The sequence below is a fragment of the Bartonella sp. B35(2025) genome, assembly GCF_053794465.1.
Map to the genome: position 1 here is coordinate 882,023 of NZ_CP200035.1, position 21,581 is coordinate 903,603.

The 21,581-nt window shown below is 38.1% G+C and carries 16 protein-coding genes; all 16 read right to left on the minus strand.

Features of this window, described 5'->3' with window-relative positions; all coding sequences use genetic code 11:
* Positions 1-146 precede the first annotated feature (146 nt).
* A complete protein-coding gene (gene ligA / locus V4P56_RS03715; protein ID WP_455481607.1) occupies positions 147-2,306 on the minus strand; it encodes an NAD-dependent DNA ligase LigA in 2,160 nt (719 codons plus the stop codon).
* Positions 2,307-2,408: 102 nt separating this feature from the next.
* Positions 2,409-4,082: a DNA repair protein RecN gene (gene recN, locus V4P56_RS03720; RefSeq protein ID WP_455481608.1), complete on the minus strand. Its 1,674-nt coding sequence runs from the start codon at positions 4,080-4,082 to the stop codon at positions 2,409-2,411.
* Between the two features lie 6 nt (positions 4,083-4,088).
* Complete coding sequence (locus V4P56_RS03725) at positions 4,089-4,982, minus strand: outer membrane protein assembly factor BamD (protein ID WP_455481609.1); 894 nt, start codon at positions 4,980-4,982, stop codon at positions 4,089-4,091.
* Positions 4,983-5,154: 172 nt separating this feature from the next.
* Positions 5,155-6,027: a UDP-3-O-acyl-N-acetylglucosamine deacetylase gene (gene lpxC, locus V4P56_RS03730; protein ID WP_455481610.1), complete on the minus strand. Its 873-nt coding sequence runs from the start codon at positions 6,025-6,027 to the stop codon at positions 5,155-5,157.
* A 210-nt stretch (positions 6,028-6,237) separates the two neighbouring features.
* The gene (ftsZ, locus tag V4P56_RS03735) at positions 6,238-7,992 is read right to left on the minus strand and encodes a cell division protein FtsZ (protein WP_455481611.1); all 1,755 of its coding nucleotides are present in this window, start codon (positions 7,990-7,992) and stop codon (positions 6,238-6,240) included.
* A 69-nt stretch (positions 7,993-8,061) separates the two neighbouring features.
* Complete coding sequence (ftsA, locus tag V4P56_RS03740) at positions 8,062-9,363, minus strand: cell division protein FtsA (RefSeq protein ID WP_455481612.1); 1,302 nt, start codon at positions 9,361-9,363, stop codon at positions 8,062-8,064.
* On the minus strand, positions 9,360-10,265 hold the full coding sequence (locus tag V4P56_RS03745; RefSeq protein WP_455481613.1) for a cell division protein FtsQ/DivIB: 906 nt from the start codon (positions 10,263-10,265) through the stop codon (positions 9,360-9,362). Before V4P56_RS03745 ends, ftsA begins: the two co-directional genes overlap by 4 nt.
* Entirely contained in the window at positions 10,253-11,173 is a 921-nt protein-coding gene (locus V4P56_RS03750) for a D-alanine--D-alanine ligase (protein ID WP_455481614.1), read from the minus strand. The genes V4P56_RS03745 and V4P56_RS03750 overlap by 13 nt, the downstream gene beginning before the upstream one ends.
* Before the next feature lie 237 nt (positions 11,174-11,410).
* Positions 11,411-12,379, minus strand: a complete 969-nt coding sequence (gene murB, locus V4P56_RS03755) for a UDP-N-acetylmuramate dehydrogenase (RefSeq protein ID WP_455481615.1) — start codon at positions 12,377-12,379, stop codon at positions 11,411-11,413.
* Positions 12,357-13,784, minus strand: coding sequence for a UDP-N-acetylmuramate--L-alanine ligase (gene murC, locus V4P56_RS03760; protein WP_455481616.1), 1,428 nt, complete (start codon positions 13,782-13,784; stop codon positions 12,357-12,359). Before murC ends, murB begins: the two co-directional genes overlap by 23 nt.
* Positions 13,768-14,901 carry a UDP-N-acetylglucosamine--N-acetylmuramyl-(pentapeptide) pyrophosphoryl-undecaprenol N-acetylglucosamine transferase gene (locus tag V4P56_RS03765; protein ID WP_455481617.1) on the minus strand — a complete coding sequence of 378 codons (1,134 nt, stop codon included), beginning with the start codon at positions 14,899-14,901 and terminating at the stop codon, positions 13,768-13,770. The genes murC and V4P56_RS03765 overlap by 17 nt, the downstream gene beginning before the upstream one ends.
* Positions 14,891-16,048, minus strand: coding sequence for an FtsW/RodA/SpoVE family cell cycle protein (locus V4P56_RS03770; RefSeq protein ID WP_455481618.1), 1,158 nt, complete (start codon positions 16,046-16,048; stop codon positions 14,891-14,893). Before V4P56_RS03770 ends, V4P56_RS03765 begins: the two co-directional genes overlap by 11 nt.
* Positions 16,049-16,163: 115 nt before the next feature.
* A complete protein-coding gene (gene murD, locus V4P56_RS03775) occupies positions 16,164-17,579 on the minus strand; it encodes a UDP-N-acetylmuramoyl-L-alanine--D-glutamate ligase (protein ID WP_455482651.1) in 1,416 nt (471 codons plus the stop codon).
* 4 nt (positions 17,580-17,583) lie between these two features.
* Entirely contained in the window at positions 17,584-18,654 is a 1,071-nt protein-coding gene (mraY, locus tag V4P56_RS03780; RefSeq protein ID WP_455481619.1) for a phospho-N-acetylmuramoyl-pentapeptide-transferase, read from the minus strand.
* A 25-nt stretch (positions 18,655-18,679) separates the two neighbouring features.
* The gene (locus V4P56_RS03785; protein WP_455481620.1) at positions 18,680-20,110 is read right to left on the minus strand and encodes a UDP-N-acetylmuramoyl-tripeptide--D-alanyl-D-alanine ligase; all 1,431 of its coding nucleotides are present in this window, start codon (positions 20,108-20,110) and stop codon (positions 18,680-18,682) included.
* Positions 20,107-21,558, minus strand: a complete 1,452-nt coding sequence (locus V4P56_RS03790; RefSeq protein WP_455481621.1) for a UDP-N-acetylmuramoyl-L-alanyl-D-glutamate--2,6-diaminopimelate ligase — start codon at positions 21,556-21,558, stop codon at positions 20,107-20,109. Before V4P56_RS03790 ends, V4P56_RS03785 begins: the two co-directional genes overlap by 4 nt.
* Positions 21,559-21,581 lie beyond the last annotated feature (23 nt).

Here is a 21,581-nt window from a genome sequence, read left to right on the forward strand (position 1 = left end):
TTTAAACATAAGAATATTTTGCAAGAGTAAAGCAAATCATAACCATCTAAAAAAGAAAGCTATCGCTATTCTCAAGCATATAAATAAAAATATTATCTTAAGATAAATGATAGTGCTGGTGTATTCATCATTCTTGAAGAAAAAAATTAAATATAATGTCCCTCAATCAACCGCAACCAAGCTTCTTCATCCATAACCTCAATACCTAATTCTTGTGCTTTGGATAATTTTGATCCTGCTCCCAATCCTGCAACAAGAATATCGGTTTTTTTAGAAATAGAACCAGACGTTTTAGCACTTAATCGTTCTGCTAATGCTTTTGCTTCATCGCGTGACATGTGCGCTAAAGTTCCTGTAAAAACAATTATCTTTCCTGCTATTGGTGAAGAGCCTTTCATCACTGATTCTTCATGAAGAAGTGTTATTTCCTGAAGTAAAGAAGATAAAATCTCACGGTTATGTTCTTCTCGATAAAAATCAATAATTGCTCGCCCTACACGTGATCCTATCCCCTCAATATTAGTAAGTTCTATCCATTCCTCATTGCCTTCTTCATTCACCTTATCATATGGCATAATGGCTGCTGTTACCGCAGTTTCGAAGGCAACATAATTTTGATAAGCGCGAGCAAGTCGTCGTGCATTAACTTCTCCAACATGGCGAATTCCTAATGCAAATAAAAAACGGCTTAAAGAAATTTCTCGACTAGCATTAATGGCATCATAAAGTTTACGAACTGAAACAGCACCAAAACCTTCCATATTTTCCAAACGTGTCAAAGATTTTTCTTGGCGCCGTTGTAAAGTAAAAATATCGGCTGGTGTATGAATACAAAGTGTCTCATCTTGAATGTGAAAAAAGAACTCTACCTGTTTTTTACCAAGCCCTTCAATATCAAAAGCATTACGTGAAACAAAATGACGAATACGTTCAATCGCTTGTGCTGGACAAATAAGTCCACCAGTACATCGACGTACAGCTTCGCCTATCTCACGAACAGCATGACTCCCGCAAGCTGGACACAGCTGAGGAAAAATAAAAGCATGCAAATTTTTAGGACGTTTTTCAGAAATAATATCAACAATTTGTGGAATCACATCACCAGCACGCTGCACAATCACTGTATCACCCACACGGATATCACGCCCTTCACGAATAAGTTCACCTTTATGGCCAATTCCCTTAATATAATCCTCATTATGCAAACTTGCATTAGTAACCACCACCCCCCCAATAGTAATAGGTGAAAGACGCGCAACAGGAGTCAATGCTCCAGTTCGACCTACTTGAATATCAATACCTTCCAAAAGTGCTATAGCTTTTTCTGCTGGAAATTTGTGTGCCACTGCCCAACGTGGTGAACGAGATACAAATCCCAAACGCGTTTGTAGCATCAAATCATTAACCTTATATACAACCCCATCAATATCATAGCTTAAGGAATGACGACATTTTTCAATATCATGATAATACGAAATAACCTCTTTTACTGTTTTAAAAACTTTTGTTAATGGATTGATAACAAAGCCATATTCTTTTAACTTTTTCATCATTTCCATTTGACTTTTTGCTGGCATTTCACTTACTTCACCCCAAGCATAAGCAAAAAATTTAAGCTTTCTGCTAGCGGTTATCCGTGAATCTAGCTGACGTAAAGAACCAGCTGCGGCATTCCTAGGATTAGCAAAAGTCAATTTTCCTTCTCTTTGATGACTCATATTAAGCAATTGGAAATCCTCTCGCCTCATATAAACCTCACCACGAACTTCTATAATATCAGGAAATTTACCCTGCAAAATTTGTGGAATATCAGAAATTGTTCGTGCATTTACTGTAACATTTTCACCAACATGCCCATCACCACGCGTTGCGGCACATACAAGTCTTCCTTTTTCATAGCGCAAAGATAGAGATAAACCATCAATCTTTGGCTCAGCTGTCATCTCCAATATCTGTTTTTCTGGAAATCGTAAAAAGCGACGAATGCGATCAAAAAATTCACTAACATCTTCAGAACTAAATGCATTATCAAGAGAAAGCATTGCATGTGTATGAATGGATTTCTCAAATTTCTCAGAAACTGGTGCTCCAATTCTATACGAAGGAGAATCTGTACGAATTAACTCAGGAAACAGAGCTTCAATATCCGCATTACGACGACGAAGAGCATCATATTGTGCATCAGAAATTTCAGGCTGATCATTGTTATTATAAAGAATATCATGACGTGCTATTTCTTTTGCTAACCGCTCTAACTCTCTTTCTGCTTCAAGGGCAGTTAAATTTTTGATTACATTTTTATCCATAAATCTCATTTAAAATCGTACACTATAATCATACGACTCTTAACTCCAATTTCTTTCAAGAAAATCTAAATACACATATGTGAATCAATATTTTATCGATTATCAATTTATATCTTTTGCTAAAAGCTTTTTAGCCGCTGCACGTGCTTCTTTAGTAATCTGTTCTCCTGCTAACATACGAGCAATTTCCTCTGCACGCTCATGCTCTTCCATTTTATGAACAGCTGTAACAAAACATCTTTTATCATCACTTTCAACTTTTGAAATAAGAAAGTGACTGTGTGCTTTAGATGCTACCTGCGGTGCATGCGTAATAGCGAAAACCTGAACATTTTCTGATAAACGCTGCAGCCGTTGTCCAATAGCAGCTGCGACAGCTCCACCAACTCCTGTATCAATTTCATCAAAAATCAATGTAGGAGCTGATCCACGATCAGATAAAACGACTTTTAATGCTAATAAAAAACGAGATAATTCACCACCAGAAACTACATTAAGCATTGGTCCAGCTCGTGTTCCAGGATTTGTTCGAACCCAATATTCAATACGATCTATACCCTCTGCGCTACGTCTTTCAGCATCACTTTGCATTTCAACAATAAATTCTGCCTTTTCTAATTTCAATGCAGGTAACTCAACCATAACACTATTAGATAAGTGATTTGCCGCTTCTCGACGTTTTATTGATAGTTCTTGCGCCAATATATCATAGTTTTTTTGTGCTTCCCTCATCTCATCTTCAAAATGTGTTAATGTAGCCTTAGCTTCTTCAAAATCAGTGAGTTCAGCATCCATTTTATCACGTAACTGAGCTAATTCATCTGCAGAAACATGGTATTTACGAGCAAAACCTCGAAGAGCAAAAAGACGTTCTTCTATCCGTTCTAATTCGCCAGTATCAAAATCCAATGCCTGCATTGCAGATTCAATACCCTCTTGTGCTGTTGCAAGCGCATGTAATGCATCATCAATAGACTTCACCACAGGTACAATCAGCGCTTGCGCCTCAGGAATTTTCCGCTCCAAACGTCTTACTAAATTAGAAAGGACAGGAATTGGTGATTTCGAACCACCCAAGAGAGCACCAGCCTCCCTAATATCTGTCGCTATTTTTTCTAATTTAAGCATATCTGCACGACGAAGAGATAGAGTATTTTCTTCACCAACTTGAAAATTAAACTTATCAAGCTCTTCTAAACATGCACGGAGATAATCAGCTTCACGCACTGCATGCTCCACTTTAATACGCTGTTGTTGCAGGCATTCTTCAAGTTCACGCCATGTCTTATAACACTGACGTAAACTTTCTATTTTATCTTCAAGCCCAGCAAAAGCATCTAATAATTGGCGATGCGTAGCAATATCAACAAGCGCACGATCATCATGTTGTCCGTGAATTTCAACCAACATACGCCCAATATTACGCATCAACGTAACACTAGCCACCTGATCATTGATAAAGACACGACTACGACCATCACTTGATTGTATACGTCGTAAAATAATATCGCCGTCATCATTAAAACCATTTTTACGGATAAGCTGACGTGCAGGGTGTGAAATAGGTACATCAAAGACAGCGGTCACCTGCCCTTGCGTTGCACCATGACGCACAAGCGAAGCATCTCCACGCCCACCAAGAGCCAACGATAATGCATCAAGCAAGATAGACTTCCCTGCACCAGTCTCTCCAGTTAAAACTGATAAACCCGCTGTAAAATGAATCTCAAGCGTTTCGATCAAAACAATATTATGAATCGAAAGCTGTACCAGCATATAGAATCAACGTACCTTATTTTTATCACTACTCAAAGCATGCGAAATCCAAGAAGACTTATGATCCTGTGGCAATACACTATTCTTCTGTAATAAATTGCAAGAGAATTTATACCACTCGCTTTTCGGATAATTACGTCCCAAAATAGCTGCTGCTGTCTGTGCTTCCGCGATTAAGCCAAGAGCAAGATTAACTTCGGTCAAACGAAAAAGTGCTTCTTCAACTTGGTTTGTATCTGAATATTCTTCAACTACCTTACGAAATCTTCTACTAGCAGCGAGATATTTCCGACCTTTTTCATAGTAACGGCCAACTTGCATCTCTTTACCAGCTAGCTGCTCTCGCCCAAAATGTATTTTATCTTTAGCATCTTTGACATACTTAGACTCTGGATAACGCTCCACAAGTAGCTGCATAGCAGCAATAGCACGCTTAGTATCTTGTTGATCACGCGTAATATCAGGAATCCGACGAAAAGAAGAAAGACCAATGATATAATAAGCATAAGCCGATTCATTTGATTCTGGATAAAGAGTGAGATAGCGCTGAGCCATGCTAATTGCATCATCATAATTAGCAAGCTGATAATTTGTAAAAGCACCCATAACTAGAGATTTACGACCCCAATCAGTATAAGCATAATGCTTTTCAATCGTAAGAAATTTTTTTGACGCCTCACCAAATCGACCATTATTAAGGCTAGAAAGTGCTTGATTGTACAAAACATCTGGTGAATCTATTGCTAAAACATATGCTGATGGACTGAGGGCGTTTTTATCTTTGAATAAACATCCAGCTAAAAAGAAAACACACCCTACAAGAATCCCACTCAATATTTTGTGCACAATGCTAGGATTCTTATACACCATATTGCTAACACATATGTATGATTCCATCATATTTCCTTTGTCTTCCAGAGAACATCATTTATAGCAAAAGTTATTTATAAAAAAATCTTTTTATACCATATCACCCCAAAACCCACTAACCAATTTATAAACTTAGGTCAATCATCCCCTTAAAAATCAAATAGACCACAATAAAATATTTTCAATTTCTCTTTTAATTTACCTACAAATAGCTTTTTTGATAACACGATTCGTCTGCTAAAATAGCTTTCACCAATTGCGAATTGATCCTATGCCCACCACAATACGAACGAAATAATCCAATAAAAGGTGCTCCAAGCAAAGCAGTATCACCAATTGCATCAAGCATTTTATGCCGAACATATTCATTTTCCCAATAAAGACCACTTGGATTCATAACTTGATCATTAAAATCAATAATAAGGGAATTGTCCAAAGAAGCACCCAATCCTTTTCCAAAAGCCCGTAATTTTTCCCTATCTTTAACAAAGCCAAAAGTACGCGCACGTGACAAATCATCTCGAAAACCTTCTAAGGTAAGATCAAAAATTAAGTGTTGTTTACCAATAGCAGAAGAAGAAAAAGAGATTGTCACATCAAAACGACATCCATCAAATGGCAAAAATTCTGCAACGCTACTACCTACTTCAACCCGTAGTGGCTTTTTTATAATGAAATAAGAACGCAATGCATTTTGCTGAACGATACCAACTTCTTCAAAACCTTGACAATATTGCCATGAAGAACCATCTAAAATAGGTATTTCATTGTTTGTTACTTCAATAATCAAATTATCCAAATTATAAGCTGCAATCGCAGCCATCAAATGCTCAATTGTTTCAATCCTTATATCTCCACATCCAAGCACTGTTGATAATTCAGTTTCTCCTATTTGTGACGCATGTGCTTGAAATATCTGTTCTTTTCCATCTATTCCACAACGTTTAAAAATAATTCCACACCCAACGTCAGCTGGACAAACTCTCACAACAGATAAACATCCACTATGAATACCATAACCTTTAAATGTGACTGCCTTTTTTAGAGTAGACTGATATTTTTTCATAAACTTCATAATATCGATTCACTGATTTTTTTGATTCTTTTTAGAATATTTAAAAAATCAAAAAAATCATATCCATTCGTAAAATCATAATCTCATTTATAATGACGAGTTTATAAAAAACATAGAATCTTTTAAAAAAGTACAGTGCATTTTATTAAATAAATCTTTCACTTGACCATGAAAGAAATACTAAAATCTCTCCTCTTTTTATTTTTTTAGCTAATATACCTGACGACGCAAAAATGCCGGTATTTCTAGCTGATCTTCTTCACTTAAAAAAGTATGCTGATCTTGTGGCACACGTGGATGCAATTCACCAGAACGGCGTGGAACATAAACAGAGGCGTCTTGAGAAGGTGCTTGAAAATTTTTATTATAAGCATAATTTTCTTGCTGTTGAAAAGATCTTACAGCAGGCTCTAGCCGAGCTTCTGGCTCCATTTTTTCACGATGAGTCCAACTCCGTCTCAAACGCTGCCAAAGATTGTGAAGTCCATGATCAGCAGCAGATGACCTCTCTCTTTGATCATGTACAACAGGTGGAAAATCCTTTAATTCCGGCATACGCACCGGCGTTGAACGAGGCTGCATCTGTTGTACTTGCTTCTCCTTCTGCTTCACAAGCTCAGTCATCTCATCAAGAACATGTGATGTCGCCTCCATATTTACTGCTGCAGCCGTAGATTGATGAGAACCACGACTAACTTGCATACGTGGTATATGTGCTTGCCCATGTATAACACTTTGCTTATAAGGAGCAGCATTCACACTTCGTGCAGAAATTGTATCTGCAGGTTGTGCAAAAATTTGGCTTTTAGGACGGAATTGCTCTTCAGCCGACTTGTTCATCTCTATTTCAAGTGCTTCTACTACCTCTACCATTGACTCAGAACGTGATGAAGATGACTGAGAATGAAAAGAAGCATGTGATGTTCCAGAATCATTTTTACGAATTGAAGCTGCAGGTCTTTGTAATTTAGACTGAGCAGGTTGAACCATATCACTGATTTCACGGTTGATTCCTGTTGCAACCACTGATACACGAATAATCCCCTCTAATGATTCATCATCAATAGCACCAAAAATAACATTTGCATCAGCATCAACTTCTTCTCGAATACGAGTAGCAGCTGCATCTACTTCAAATAAGGTCATATCACGACCACCAGTAATGGAAATTAAGAGACCACGCGCACCACGCATAGAAGTATCATCCAACAGTGGATTCGCAATAGCAGCCTCAGCGGCAGCCAAAGCACGACCTTCACCAGACGCTTCACCAGTTCCCATCATTGCACGACCCATTTCATGCATAACAGAACGAACATCAGCAAAATCAAGGTTAATCAACCCTTCTTTAATCATCAAATCCGTAATGGAAGCAACACCAGAATACAGTACCTGATCAGCCATAGCAAAAGCATCAGCAAATGTGGTCTTATCATCTGCAATACGAAAAAGATTTTGATTGGGAATAACAATTAACGTATCAACAGCTTCTTGCAATTCTGCAATACCGCTTTCTGCCGTTTTCATACGGCGAGCACCTTCAAACTGAAACGGTTTTGTCACAACACCAACAGTTAAAATACCTTTTTCACGTGCTGCGCGAGCAACAACAGGCGCCGCTCCAGTTCCGGTACCTCCACCCATACCTGCAGTAATAAAAACCATATGAGAATCCGCAAGGTGATCAATAATCTCATCACGACATTCCTCTGCAGCCGCTTGTCCAACTTCTGGTAAAGCGCCAGCTCCCAAACCTGCCGTAACTTTTTCACCAAGCTGAATTAAACGTTCAGCTTTTGACATAGCTAAAGCCTGTGCATCTGTATTAGCAACAACAAAATCAACTCCTTGAAGACCAGCATTAATCATATTATTCACGGCATTCCCGCCACCACCACCAACACCAAAAACGGTAATGCGTGGCTTTAATTCCGCGATATCTGGCCGATGCAGATTAATCGTCATTTTCTTTTCCTTCTCATAAGACATCGCAAGCCAAAGCGATGAAAATTAACTTTATCTAAATAAACTTACTTAAAAACTTTCACGCAACCACTGACCAACACGCCCCCAATACCCACACGTGCCTGTTGATAAATGATTCACTGCAGCCTGTACTGTTTTTTCTTCAAAATCCGCTAATTGCGGATAAATTAACAATCCAACAGCAGATGAAAATGCCGCCCCTTTTGCAAGAGTAGGAAGCCTCGAAATACCTAAAGGCCGCCCTATACGAACATTTCTTCCCAATATATTACGTGCCATTTCTGGTAACCCTGTTAACTGGCTTGCTCCTCCAGTTAAAATAACACGCTTACCAATAATGTAGCCAAAACCAGAACGGTTCAAACAGTCACGTACCATCTCTAATATTTCTTCAACGCGTGCACGAATAATACGACTAAGAACAGAACGTGGATATTGAGTTTCATGATGCTCACTTCCAATTTCTGCTACATTAATCATATGCTGATCATCAGAACTCGCCAAAAGCGCTGACCCCTCCATAACTTTTAAGCGCTCGGCTTCTTCAATAGAAATAGAGAATCCACGTGCAACATCAAGAGTCACATGATGTCCACCAATCGCAAGTGCATCCGCATGAACAAATTTTCCTTCAGAAAACACTGCAAATGTCGTTGTTCCACCACCAAAATCAATACATGCTGCCCCTAAATGCGCCTCATCATTAACCAAAACAGCAAGACCACTTGCAAAAGGAGTTGCAACCATTGCCTCAACACTTAAATATGCACGATTAATACAAGCTTCTAAATTACGTAACGACGCTTTTTCCGCTGTTACAACATGTACATCTACACCCAATAATTCCCCCACCATCCCAACAGGATCAGAAATTCCTTTATCTCCATCTAATGTATAAGATACTGGAATTGAATGCAGAACATGACGCTCAGCATCAAAAACTTTGTGTGAAACATCCGCTAATGCCGTATACATATCATGCATAATTACTGCGCGGCCATCTAAACGTACCATGCCATTGATAAGAGCACTTTGTAATCGACTTGAGGAAAAATTTACAATCACTGAATCCACTACTAAACCAGACATTTTTTCTGCAGCACCAACCGCTAACCGTATTGATTGTTCTGCTGCAAGCATATCCATCACAACACCAGATTTGATACCGCATGAACGCTGTACTCCAAAACCTAAAATTTCCACAGAGTACTTACGACCATGTAAATATTGTGTATGCTTCAAAGGACGTAAACAAGCAATAAGACAAACAATTTTGCTTGATCCCACATCTAGAACTGTCAAAAGACGAGCTTTTCGCCCTCCTATATGATGTGATCCTAGCAACATCATAGCCCCCCTGCTTTTTTCACTTTCAAAATGCGCTCTTCTTCCACAGTAGCACCATGACGCTCTAATGCCTCATCCGACAAAGAAACTGTAATCCGATCAGAAAGACGTAAATCAATACTCAAAATATCACGCGAAAAAAGATCCTGCACAGCACCCGTTTTAATAAGGAAAGTAAGCCTTTCAAACGCATCATTTTCCGGCAACATAACGCGTACCCCATTATCCAAAATAAGATCCCAACGCCGATCACCAACACGTATATAAGCACGAATATGATCATAAAATTGCGGATACCCTGAAAGTGCTTGAATAAACGCTTTTGCAGTATTTTGTGCACCATGACCAATGATGAAAGGTAAATTCCGCACCAAGCCTCTCTGAAATGGTACAATTACACTCCCTGTGCTATCAATGATATCCATCATACCATCATGCTGCCAAACTGCATACGGTTCACGTTCTACTAGTGTAATGCGTACTCGATTAGGATAAATTTTTTGTACATTAGCCGATTGAATCCAAGCTTGTTGTTCCAAAATAGAACGTGCTTTATCAACATCAAAATCGAGTATTGATGGAGAAACATCAAGTCCTAAAATCCTCAAAATTTCCTGTTTTACTATACGCTTATTACCGCTCATATCGACATCAGTAATTACAAAACCAACATCTGATATTGCAGTCCTCATAATCATTTCCATATGACCACTAGATGAAATCCCATAAAGCATCGTAACAAAGAAAAAAAACAAAACTGCAAAAGAACCAAAATGACGAGGCACGTGAATATTGGCAAATATAAACTCAAACATAAATCGAAGAAAGCGACGATAGAGACGCGGCAAAGTCGGCACTGACAGCACCATCGGAATATCTGTTTTACCAACATTTAACGCAGACACGATGCATCCTCCACCATCCACTGAATAATATCGCCATAAGTATGGCCACTCGCTTTTGCAATATCAGGAAAAAGAGATGTTGATGTCATACCGGGCTGTGTATTAATTTCAAGCCAAACCAACTCTCCCGTTTCCTCATCAAAACGAAAATCAGAACGACTAACACCTCGACAACCTATTGCCTGATGTGCCGCTAAAGACATTCTTTGCACCTTTTGGTAAATATTTGATGAAAGTTGTGCAGGACAAATATGAAGAGAACCATCAGATTTATATTTTGAGTTATAATCATAGAACTGGAAACGCTGATCAGGCAAGATTTCACAAACATCCAAAGCTTCATTTCCCAAAACAGCACAAGTAAGCTCGCGCCCAGGAATATATTTTTCAACCATCACTTCATCTGCATAAACCCATTCAGCTCCTACAATATGACGTGGCGGTAACGATTCATGACTTTCTACAATTACAATACCAAAACTTGACCCTTCAGACACAGGTTTAATCACATAAGGAGGCTCCATCGGATGTGATCGCCCCACAGCAAAGCGGCTCATCACATAAGAAGGAGCAACAGAAACACCAACATTAGCAACAATAATTTTTGCGCGCCCTTTATCCATTGCCAATGCCGATGCCATTACCCCAGAATGGGTATAGGGGATTTTTAAATATTCAAGAATCCCCTGAATACGACCATCCTCACCAAATGATCCATGCAATGCATTAAAAGCAATATCAGGCTGCAACTGCGCAAGAACGGAAGCAATATGACTGTCAACATCCACACGACTTACACGATACCCTTGAGCTTCAAGAACATCAGCACAAGCAGTACCTGAAGACAAACTTACAGAACGCTCCGAGGAAATCCCACCCATCAACACAGCTACATGTTCATCCTTCATAGTAATTTATCCTCCTTTATATACTAAATATAGAATACACAGAAATCACTAATACTATATCCAGAAAAAAACAAAGATTTATCCTTGCGAATCAATAACCTAGCATTCGCTATAATGAATCAGACTCAGGCGCTTGACGCAAGAGCCTCTCTATTAATTTATTGTTTTTTAATGGATTTTTTTATTATCTCTTTGAAATGACTCATTTTTTTATTTGTGCTAAACAAACTAATAAAACTAATCAAAAGAAGGAACTATACGGCCTTGTTCAAATTGACCGATACGCTGTATTTCCCACTGTAACAGATGAGCTGAGTGAGCAAAAACACGAGCACGCACTGTTTCACCCAATGCTTCAAGATCATAGCCTGTTGCTTGACCCATATTAATCATAAAATTACAGTGCATTTCACTCATTTGTGCATCGCCAATTCGTAAACCACGACACCCTGCTTCATCAATAACACGCCATGCAGATGTATCTGCAGGATTTCGGAAGGTAGATCCACCTGTTTTTTCACGAATAGGTTGTACTGTTTCTCTATGAAGAGCAACTTCATTCATGGAAGCACGAATTTCATCTTTATCGCCTTGCTGCCCTTCTAACAATGCAGCAGTAAAAATAAGATCTTCCTGGATATCACAACAGCGATAAGAATAATGCATATCTTCTAAACTTAAGGTATGGCGTTGTGCTTTACGATCAAGTGCATAAACTTCAACAACACGTGCAGCTGTTTCAACACCATTAGCTCCTGCATTCATTTTCAGTGCTCCACCAATACCACCAGGAATACCATAATAAAAATGAAAACCTGCAATCTCAGCTTTTAAAGCTGCCACTGCTAAATGTTTATCTGCTGTAGCAGCACCAACTAAAAAGCGATTTGGAGAAATTTGCTGAATTTGTCCAAAACCTTTTGCTGAAAGACGAATAACAACACCAGGAATACCTCCATCACGCACCAAAAGATTAGAACCAATCCCCACAATTGTTATTGGAACAGATTCAGGCAAAATCTTAAGAAATAGAGCTAAATCGTCTTCATCCGCAGGTTGATAAAAAAGCTCAGCTAATCCACCGGTTCGAAACCATGTCACCTTACGCATTTCAACATTAGGTGTAAGTTTACCCTTTATACCGCTTAACACCGATTTCAACTGCGCTAATAACGCCTCACCATCAATTTGCTGAAAATTTATCATTGCTATCAAGTACCGCTAACTGCTTAGGCAATGCCCATGCCCATTGTGTAATATTGCCAGCACCAAGAAAAATAACATAATCACCAAGCTTAGCAAATGTGGATACAACCAAAACAACATCTTCTAAAGAATTAATCAAACGCACATCACGATGACCTGCCATTTGAATATGGTTTACCAATTCTTTAGAATCGAAATCAGCAATTGGCTCTTCACCAGCTGCATAAACCGGTGTAATCATTACTGTATCTGCATCATTAAAACAACCAGCAAAATCATCAAATAAATTACGTAAACGTGAATATCGATGTGGCTGTACAATCGCAATAACTCGCCCTTTTGCACTTTCACGGGCTGCACGTAAGACAGCTTTTATTTCGACAGGATGATGCCCATAATCATCGAATATTTCAATACCACGCCAACTCCCTGTTTGCGTAAAACGGCGTTTTACTCCACCAAATTCTGCTAAACCCCTTTTTATAGATTCATGTGATATACCAAGTTCATAAGCAATAGTAATCGCTGCAGTAGCATTAGAAACATTGTGTCGTCCCGACATTGGCAAAACCAAATTTCTAAATTCAGTTTCTTTACCTGTTTTTCGTGAGCGAATGATAACATCAAAATGTGTTTTTTGACCATTCATAGAAAGATTAAAAAAACGAACATCAGCTTGTGGATTTGCACCATAAGTAATTATCCAACGATCATCGATACGGCTTGCCAATGTCTGAACCTCTGGGTGATCAAGGCACAAAACAGCAAAACCATAAAAAGGAACATTTTCAACAAATTGCCGAAAAGCCTCACGTACAGCACCAAAACTACCGTAATGGTCTAAATGCTCAGAATCAATATTGGTAACAACAGCAATATCGGCAGGTAACTTTAAAAATGTACCATCACTTTCATCAGCTTCAACTACCATCCAATCACCACCCCCCATACGAGCATTGGTGCCATAATCATTAATGATACCGCCATTAATCACCATTGGATCAAAACTACCGATATCAAGAAGTGCAGCGATCATTGATGTAGTGGTTGTTTTTCCATGCGTACCGCCAACGGCAATTGCTCGACGAAACCGCATTAGCTCAGCAAGCATTTCTGCACGCCTTACAACCGGTAAATGCCTTTCTTTTGCAGCGATATATTCAGGGTTTGTTTTTTTTATAGCAGTAGAGATAACAACAACCTCTGCTTCTCTTAAATTTTCAGCACAATGGCCTATATAAACATTAATTCCCCGTCTCCGTAAACGTTCAACATTCGTATTATCAACTTGGTCGGATCCTTGAACTTTATAGCCAAGATTGTGAAAAACCTCAGCGATTCCGCTCATACCAATTCCACCGATTCCGACAAAATGGATAAGGCCGATATTAAGTGGCATTTTCATCAAAAATCCTCTTTAAATCTAACAGTGACTGCTTCGCAATCAACGCTTCAGCCATATCGGCAAGGCGGTTGGTTGCATAAGGTTGCCCAACCTTTTTTGCAGCCAGTGCTTGTTTTTCTAATAAATGCGATTCACCAAAAATTTTCGTTAAGAAAGAAGCAAGTCCTTGTGCATCTAAATCTTTTTCTAACCTAATTTGAGCACCTCCTCCTGTAGCAAGCCGTTCTGCATTCGCTGCCTGATCATGATCTAAGGCATGAGGATATGGAATAAGCAAAGCAGGACGCCCAATCACAGCTATTTCACAAACAGATGAAGCACCAGCACGTGATAAAATAAAATGAGATCGCGCCATACGTTCAGCCATATCATCAAAAAAAGGAGCAACTTCTGCTTGCACACCCATATCACGATAGATCTTTATCAACTTTACAGCTTCATCTCGAACTTGCTGGCTAATCTGTAAGCGTTTACGTATCTTACTATCTAACAAAGCAATTGCTTCAGGTACAATTTTTGAAAAAAAAGAAGCTCCTTGGCTACCACCAAAAACCAAAAAATGAAATGTATTTTCGCCAGTAGAAGGACAATAAGGAATTTTTGCTGCTTTGAGAATATCCTCACGCACAGGGTTACCTGTTAAAAATGTTTTATGAGCATAGGCACTATTTGAGGATAATAAACCACCTGCTATCGCATGTACCAAAGCTGCCAACATTCTATTGGCACGCCCCATAACAGCATTTTGTTCATGAATAAATGTTACGTGCCTCGTTAAAGCAGAAACTAAAATAGGAGGAAAGGTAGGATAACCACCAAACCCACCAACAAGAACAGGACGTAATCTATAAAAAAGTGCTAATGATTGCCCCATCCCTTTCAACAAAAGCCAAAGTGTTTTTATAAATGCAAAAGGATGATGTCGTGCAAATGTTGCCGATGAAATAATATGAATATGTTCAGCATCAAAGTGACGAACAAAACGCTGAGCTCTTCTATCTGTTGCCAAATGAACATCATACCCACGCTGCCTTAATTCAACAGCCAGTGCTTCTGCAGGAAAAAGATGTCCACCTGTACCACCAGCAACCAAAACAATAACTTTTTTATGTGCCATAAGTAGCATCCAAAACAGCTGGTAAGGAAAAAGCTGAAAGACATGCTTCTGGCCAGCGGCGTGTCAAGCTAAGCAAAATACCCATTGAAATAGCAACTGCTACCATAGATGAACCACCATAAGAAATAAATGGCAATGTCATACCTTTGGGAGGTATTAAATGAAGATTAACCGCCATATTAATTCCTGATTGAATACCAATCATTACCGCTATACCAGTGATACCAAAACGTATAAATGAATCACGTGTATTCAATGCTATATAAAGCGAACGGATAACGATAAAGCCAAAAAGCATCATAATCAATAAACAGAGAATAATACCATATTCTTCAGCGGCAACAGAAAATACAAAATCCGTATGGCTATCTGGAATAATGCGCTTCACTGTTCCCTCACCCGGTCCTTGCCCAAACCAACCACCATTCAAAATAGCTTCACGTCCTACATCGACTTGAAAAGTATTGCCTTCACCTGCCAAAAATCCATTAACACGTTCACGTACATGGTGAAAAAAAAGATAAGCTAAAGCATATACTGCAATACCTACAATGATAAATAACAAAATAATGACAAAAGGCACACCTGTGATACAAAATACACTACCCCATGTTGCAATAAGCAAAAGTGTTTGACCAATATCAGGCTGTAAAATGAGAAGTATACAACAAAAAACACAAAGTACAGTAGCTAATATGTAGCTAAAAATGCCAATGTACCATGCCTGTTTTGAAAAAAGCCAAGCAGACACTATCACCAAAGCTGGCTTCATAAACTCTGAAGCTTGTACAGAAGTACCAAACACGCGAATCCACCGCCGAGCTCCCTTAAATTCTAAACCAAAGAATAAAGTTGCTACCATAAGAATAAGCGTCGTAACCAATAAAAAGGCGCCTAAACGACGAATATTACGAGGTGAAAAAAAAGAAATAGTAATCATGATAAAAAATGCAAATATACTGAAAATAATGTGCCACCGCACAAAATAAAAACTATCAGCAATCCCAATTTTTTTTGTAATAGGGGGGCTCGCAGCAAAAGATAAAATGATTCCTATTCCCATTAAGATCAAACAAGCAGAAAGAATGGAACGATCAATTGTCCACCACCAATTTGCAGTCAGATCTCGATCGGCACGAGTAACCATAATATTTACTTTATCCTTTTCGTTATTCTGCTTAAAGTGACATAATTTACTGTTTTTAGTCAGCACTTCAGAAAGTGAATTACACGAAAAAAAATTCTGGAATGTTAACAAAAAATCATTTTTTCACAATTTCTGTTTCTTTTAACTGCATAACAAAAGAAACAAAGGCTTCTCCACGTACTTCATAATTTTTAAATTGATCATAACTTGCACAAGCCGGTGAAAAAAGAACAACAGCCTCTTTTGCTTTATAACGAATTGCATCAACAGCTGCTTCATATACCGCATTTTCTAAAGTTAAGCTCATCGAAAAAGGAAAAGATGATCCAATAACGTTGGAAAATTCTTCTGCTGAAGTTCCAATTAAATAAGCTTTGCGAATTTTATGAAAAAATCTTCTAAGAGTATCAATCCCACCTTCTTTCGCCTGTCCTCCAATAATCCAAAAAATATTATCAAACGCAGAAAGTGCAGAAGCTGACGCATCTGCATTAGTGGCCTTACTATCATTAATAAACAACACTGATCGAATTTTACGTACTTGCTGCATACGATGCGCTAACCCTTTATAATTCTCCAAGTGTTTTTCGATATGTGGATCAGTAATTTTTAAGGCCTGCAATATTGCTAAAGCCATAAGAGCATTTTGCGCGTTATGATCACCACGTAACGACGTCATATTAGCAAGATCTGCAAGCATACAGTGCTGACCATGGCGAACAGAAAAAAGTTTTCTCTTATCCATATAAAAACCATTTTCAATAGAATATTTCTTAGAAATTGCCTCAATCTGACAACCATCATGAATCAATTGCTGATACAAAACCTGACAAGCTTCATCGTCAACTGAAATGAAAGAACGAGAAGCTCTCGCAACTAGCTGCCTTTTAGTTTGTACATAATTAGCAAAGCTACCATGACGATCAATATGATCAGGCGTTAAATTCAATAATATACCAATAGTCGGCTGAAGAGATGGTGTAAGATCAATTTGAAATGATGAGCACTCAATAACATAAATACGGTTTTTAATGAATGGTTTAAGAGTTAATATTGCAGTTCCAATATTTCCCCCAATCTGTACATCATAGCCCATTTGTTCTAAAAGATGAGCAAGCAAAGCTGTTGTTGTCGATTTCCCATTCGTACCTGTAATCGCAATGAATGGAATATCCCAATCACAAAAACCATAGTGCTGTAAAAAATGATTGCGTGCACGAACGAATAATTCAATATCACCAACAATTTCTATACCTGCTTGACGTGCTTTATCAACAACCCAATGAGATTTAGGATGAGTCAAAGGAACACCAGGAGCTAAAATCAATGCAACAAATTCTGACCAATCTTCATACTGAAGATCTTTCGTTGGAATATTTTTTCTACAAGCCATTTCCACGCCTGAAGAATTATCATCCCACGCAACCACTTCTGCACCGCCACTGAGTAATGCTTGTGCTGTAGCTAACCCTGACTGTCCTAATCCAAACAGAGCAACTTTTTGACCTTTATAATGTTCAACAGAAATCAAAATCTTACCGTAATTTAAGTGTTGACAAACCAATCAAAGCAAGAACAATCGAAATAATCCAAAAACGTATTACGACCTGACTTTCAGTCCAACCTTTTTTTTCAAAATGATGGTGGATCGGTGCCATAAGAAACACACGCTTTTTTGTTAATTTGAAATATCCAACCTGAATAACAACTGAAAATCCTTCTAAAACAAAAAGCCCACCAACAAAAGCTAAAACAATTTCATGCTTAGTTATGACAGAAACAACACCCAGTAACCCTCCAAGTGCTAATGAACCAGTATCTCCCATAAAAATAGCTGCTGGAGGCGCATTAAACCATAAAAATCCAAGACCAGCACCAACAACAGCTCCCAGTAAAACAGCTAATTCACCTGTCCCCGACACATAATGGATCTGTAGATAATCAGCAAAATTTATATTACCAGAAAGATAAGCAATCAAAGCAAAAGATAAAGCAGCAACCATTACAGGAACTATAGCAAGTCCATCAAGACCATCGGTTAAATTAACTGCATTACCAGTTCCTACTATAACAAAAGCAGAAAAAGGAAGAAAAAACCAACTTAAATTAATAAAATAATCCTTCACAAAGGGCAAAGCTAATCCTGACGAACCAATTTGTAAAATGACAAAAGAAGCAATTACTGCAATAAAAAACTCTAGGCTTAACCGTGCCTTACCAGAAAACCCCTTCTCTGTTTGTTTTGTTACCTTAAGATAATCATCGTAAAAACCAATGATCCCAAAAGAAAGCATAACAAACAACGATACCCAAAAATAAATATTCGATAAATTACACCACAAAAGCGCTGATACCACAATACCAGTTAAAATTATCAATCCACCCATAGTAGGTGTTCCAGCTTTTTTAAAATGTGTTTGAGGACCATCCGCTCGTATTGGTTGTCCTTTTCCCTGCCGCAATTTAAGAGAAGAAATGATGCTAGGACCAAATAAAAACACAATTAATCCTGACGTAAGCATGGCCGCCACAGTACGAAAAGTAATATAACGAAAAACATTGACACCTGGAATCCAATCATTAAATGAAGATAAGAATAGCATCATAGAATAAAAAAACCTATTAAAATTATCAAGAAATTACCTTATAATGGTCCAAAATTTCAGTCACAATATATGATGAATAAACACTACGGGATGATTTAACCATAATCAAATCCCCATCTGAAATTTCTGAAAAAATAAACGGTAAAATCTTTTTACTATTTTCAGCATAATAAACTTTAATGAAAGCAGATAGATCGATAGTCAAAAACCTCATTGCTTCACCAAATAAAAAAACTGGATTAGCACCAGAAATACATATCGGCTTTGCTAAATCACGATGAAGCTTTTCACTATAATCTCCCAATTCAAGCATATCGCCCAAAACAGCAATCCGTCGCCCCTTTTTTCCAACTGGCCCTGTAGCAAGAAGATTAAGAGCTGCCTGCATGGAAGCAGGGTTAGCATTATAACTTTCATCGATTAAATGAAATACACCACCATTTGGTAAAGATAACCGATAACAAATACCGCGACCTTTTTGTAGAGAAAAACAGCTCAAAGCAAGTACAACACGCGCTAAATCCGCACCAACTACATCACAAACAGCGAGAACACCTAAGCTATTTTGTACTATATGCTGACCAGGAGCACCAATTGTAACCATCATATCATAGCCCAAATTACGCCCAGAAATATCCACCATCATACGAGAAGAATCTTTAAAAAGATGAAGCTCTTTCGCTTGATAATCAGCATAATCACACTCACCAAAGCTTAAAATCTTTTTGATACCACACTGCTTTGCTTTATGAACTAAATGAGAAAAAAAATCATCATCTGCATTTAAAACAACGGTACCCCCCTTATCCAATCCTTCAAAGATTTCAGCTTTTGCATCTGCAATTTCTGTAAGATTTTTAAAGAAACCCATATGTCCAGCAGCAATGCGAGTAATCAAAGCCACATGTGGACGGATCAACTTCACTAAAGGACGAATTTCATCTTTATGATTCATACCAATTTCAAAAATACCATAATCACTATCTACAGGCATCCGTGCCAAAGTTAGTGGCACCCCCCAACAATTATTTAAAGATGCAAGATTAGCATGAACTTTCCCAACAGTTTCAAGTGCTTGTTTAAGAATTTCTTTTGTTGTTGTTTTTCCAACGGAACCAGTTACAGCTATAATCTTTGCTTTTGAACGCCTACGTGCTGCTTGTGCAAGCTTTTTTAATGCATGAAAAACATCAGAAACAACAATAAATGGAAGAGCTAATTTTCTCATTTTAGATAAATGATCTTGCGCAATTATAACAACTCCAGCACCTTTTGCATAAGCTTGTGCAGCAAAATCATGGCCATCAAAATGATCACCTTTAATACAAAAAAAGATATCACCTTTTATAAGTGTGCGGCTATCAATAGAAATCCCAGAAAAAGTTTCTGGTAAACACCCAAGTGCAAAACCATCCATTACAGTCAAGAGTGTCTGTTTATCCCACAAAATAGTCATTTATGCCTTTCTTTTAAAGCAGAAAGCGCTCGCAAACGATCTGAAAAAGGATATATTTCTTGCCCTATAATCTGACCATTTTCATGACCTTTTCCAGCTATAATTAATGTATCCCCAGCTTCAAGAAGCTCTATTGCATGAGAAATTGCTTCACCTCGATCTGCTATTTCTATCGCTCCTGGCGCCGCTTGTAAAATATCTTTTCGGATTTTTTCTGGTACTTCAGTACGGGGATTATCATCAGTTACAATAACAATATCAGCCTTATTAACTGCAATTTTCCCCATCAACGGTCTTTTTCCTTGATCACGATCACCACCACAACCAAAAACAAGAATTAAACGTCCCTGTGTAAAGGGGCGAACAGCAAGTAATACCTGCTCCAAAGCTTCCGGTTTATGTGCATAGTCTATATAAACAGGAGCATTATTTTCTGTCTTTCCAACCAATTCTAGCCGACCAGGTGCCCCCTGCAAAGTTTCAAGAGAACGAAAAACTTTATCAGGAGACACACCCATTGTAATTGCCATTCCCGCAGCCATAAGTGCATTTGCTACCTGAAAATCTCCAACTAAAGGCAAATCAAATGTATAAATATTATTATCCATACGACATTCAACACACTGTTTTGAACGTTGATGTTCAACACGATTAATTGTAATAAACTGCCCTTTACGTCCAATTGTTAATACACGGCGATGTACTTGTGTGACATAATCAATAACTCTTTTTGAATAAACATCATCTGCAAAAATCAAAGCAGGTGCATCTTGTGGTAAAAGTGTATCAAACAATATCATTTTAGCACGTAAATAATCATCTACGCACGTGTGATAATCCATATGATCACGACCTAAATTAGTAAAAATAGCAGCTTCTAACCGGACTCCATCAAGTCGGTTCTGATCAAGTCCGTGCGAAGAGGCTTCAAGAGCGACATGCGTCACACCTTCCTGAGTCATCTCACGTAATAAACGATGTAATATTACCGGATCCAAAGTTGTAAGAGATCCACAATCATTTCGTTTAGGAGAAATAATACCTACTGTTCCTATACTAGCTGCACAAACCCCAGCATATTTCCAAATTTGCTGAAGAAAAGATACAACTGATGTCTTACCACTTGTACCTGTCACAGCCACAATAATTTCAGGCTGAGAACTGTAAAAACGTGCCGCGGCTATAGCTAAACTATGACGAACATTAAAAACATGCAAAACTGGAACAGATAAATTTTCAAGAACAAAATTATAATCTGTAACGATTACCCGCGCACCACGCTTTATAGCATCATTTATATACTGTCTACCATCACTTTTATTTCCTTGAATAGCTACAAAAACATAGCCTGGCAATATTTGCCGAGAATCTGCACTTATTCCTGTAACTTCAATGAAGTGAAGACTATCTTCTTTAATCCATTCCGTAAATAATTCTCCAAGCAACATGGCGATACACCTATATTCAATAT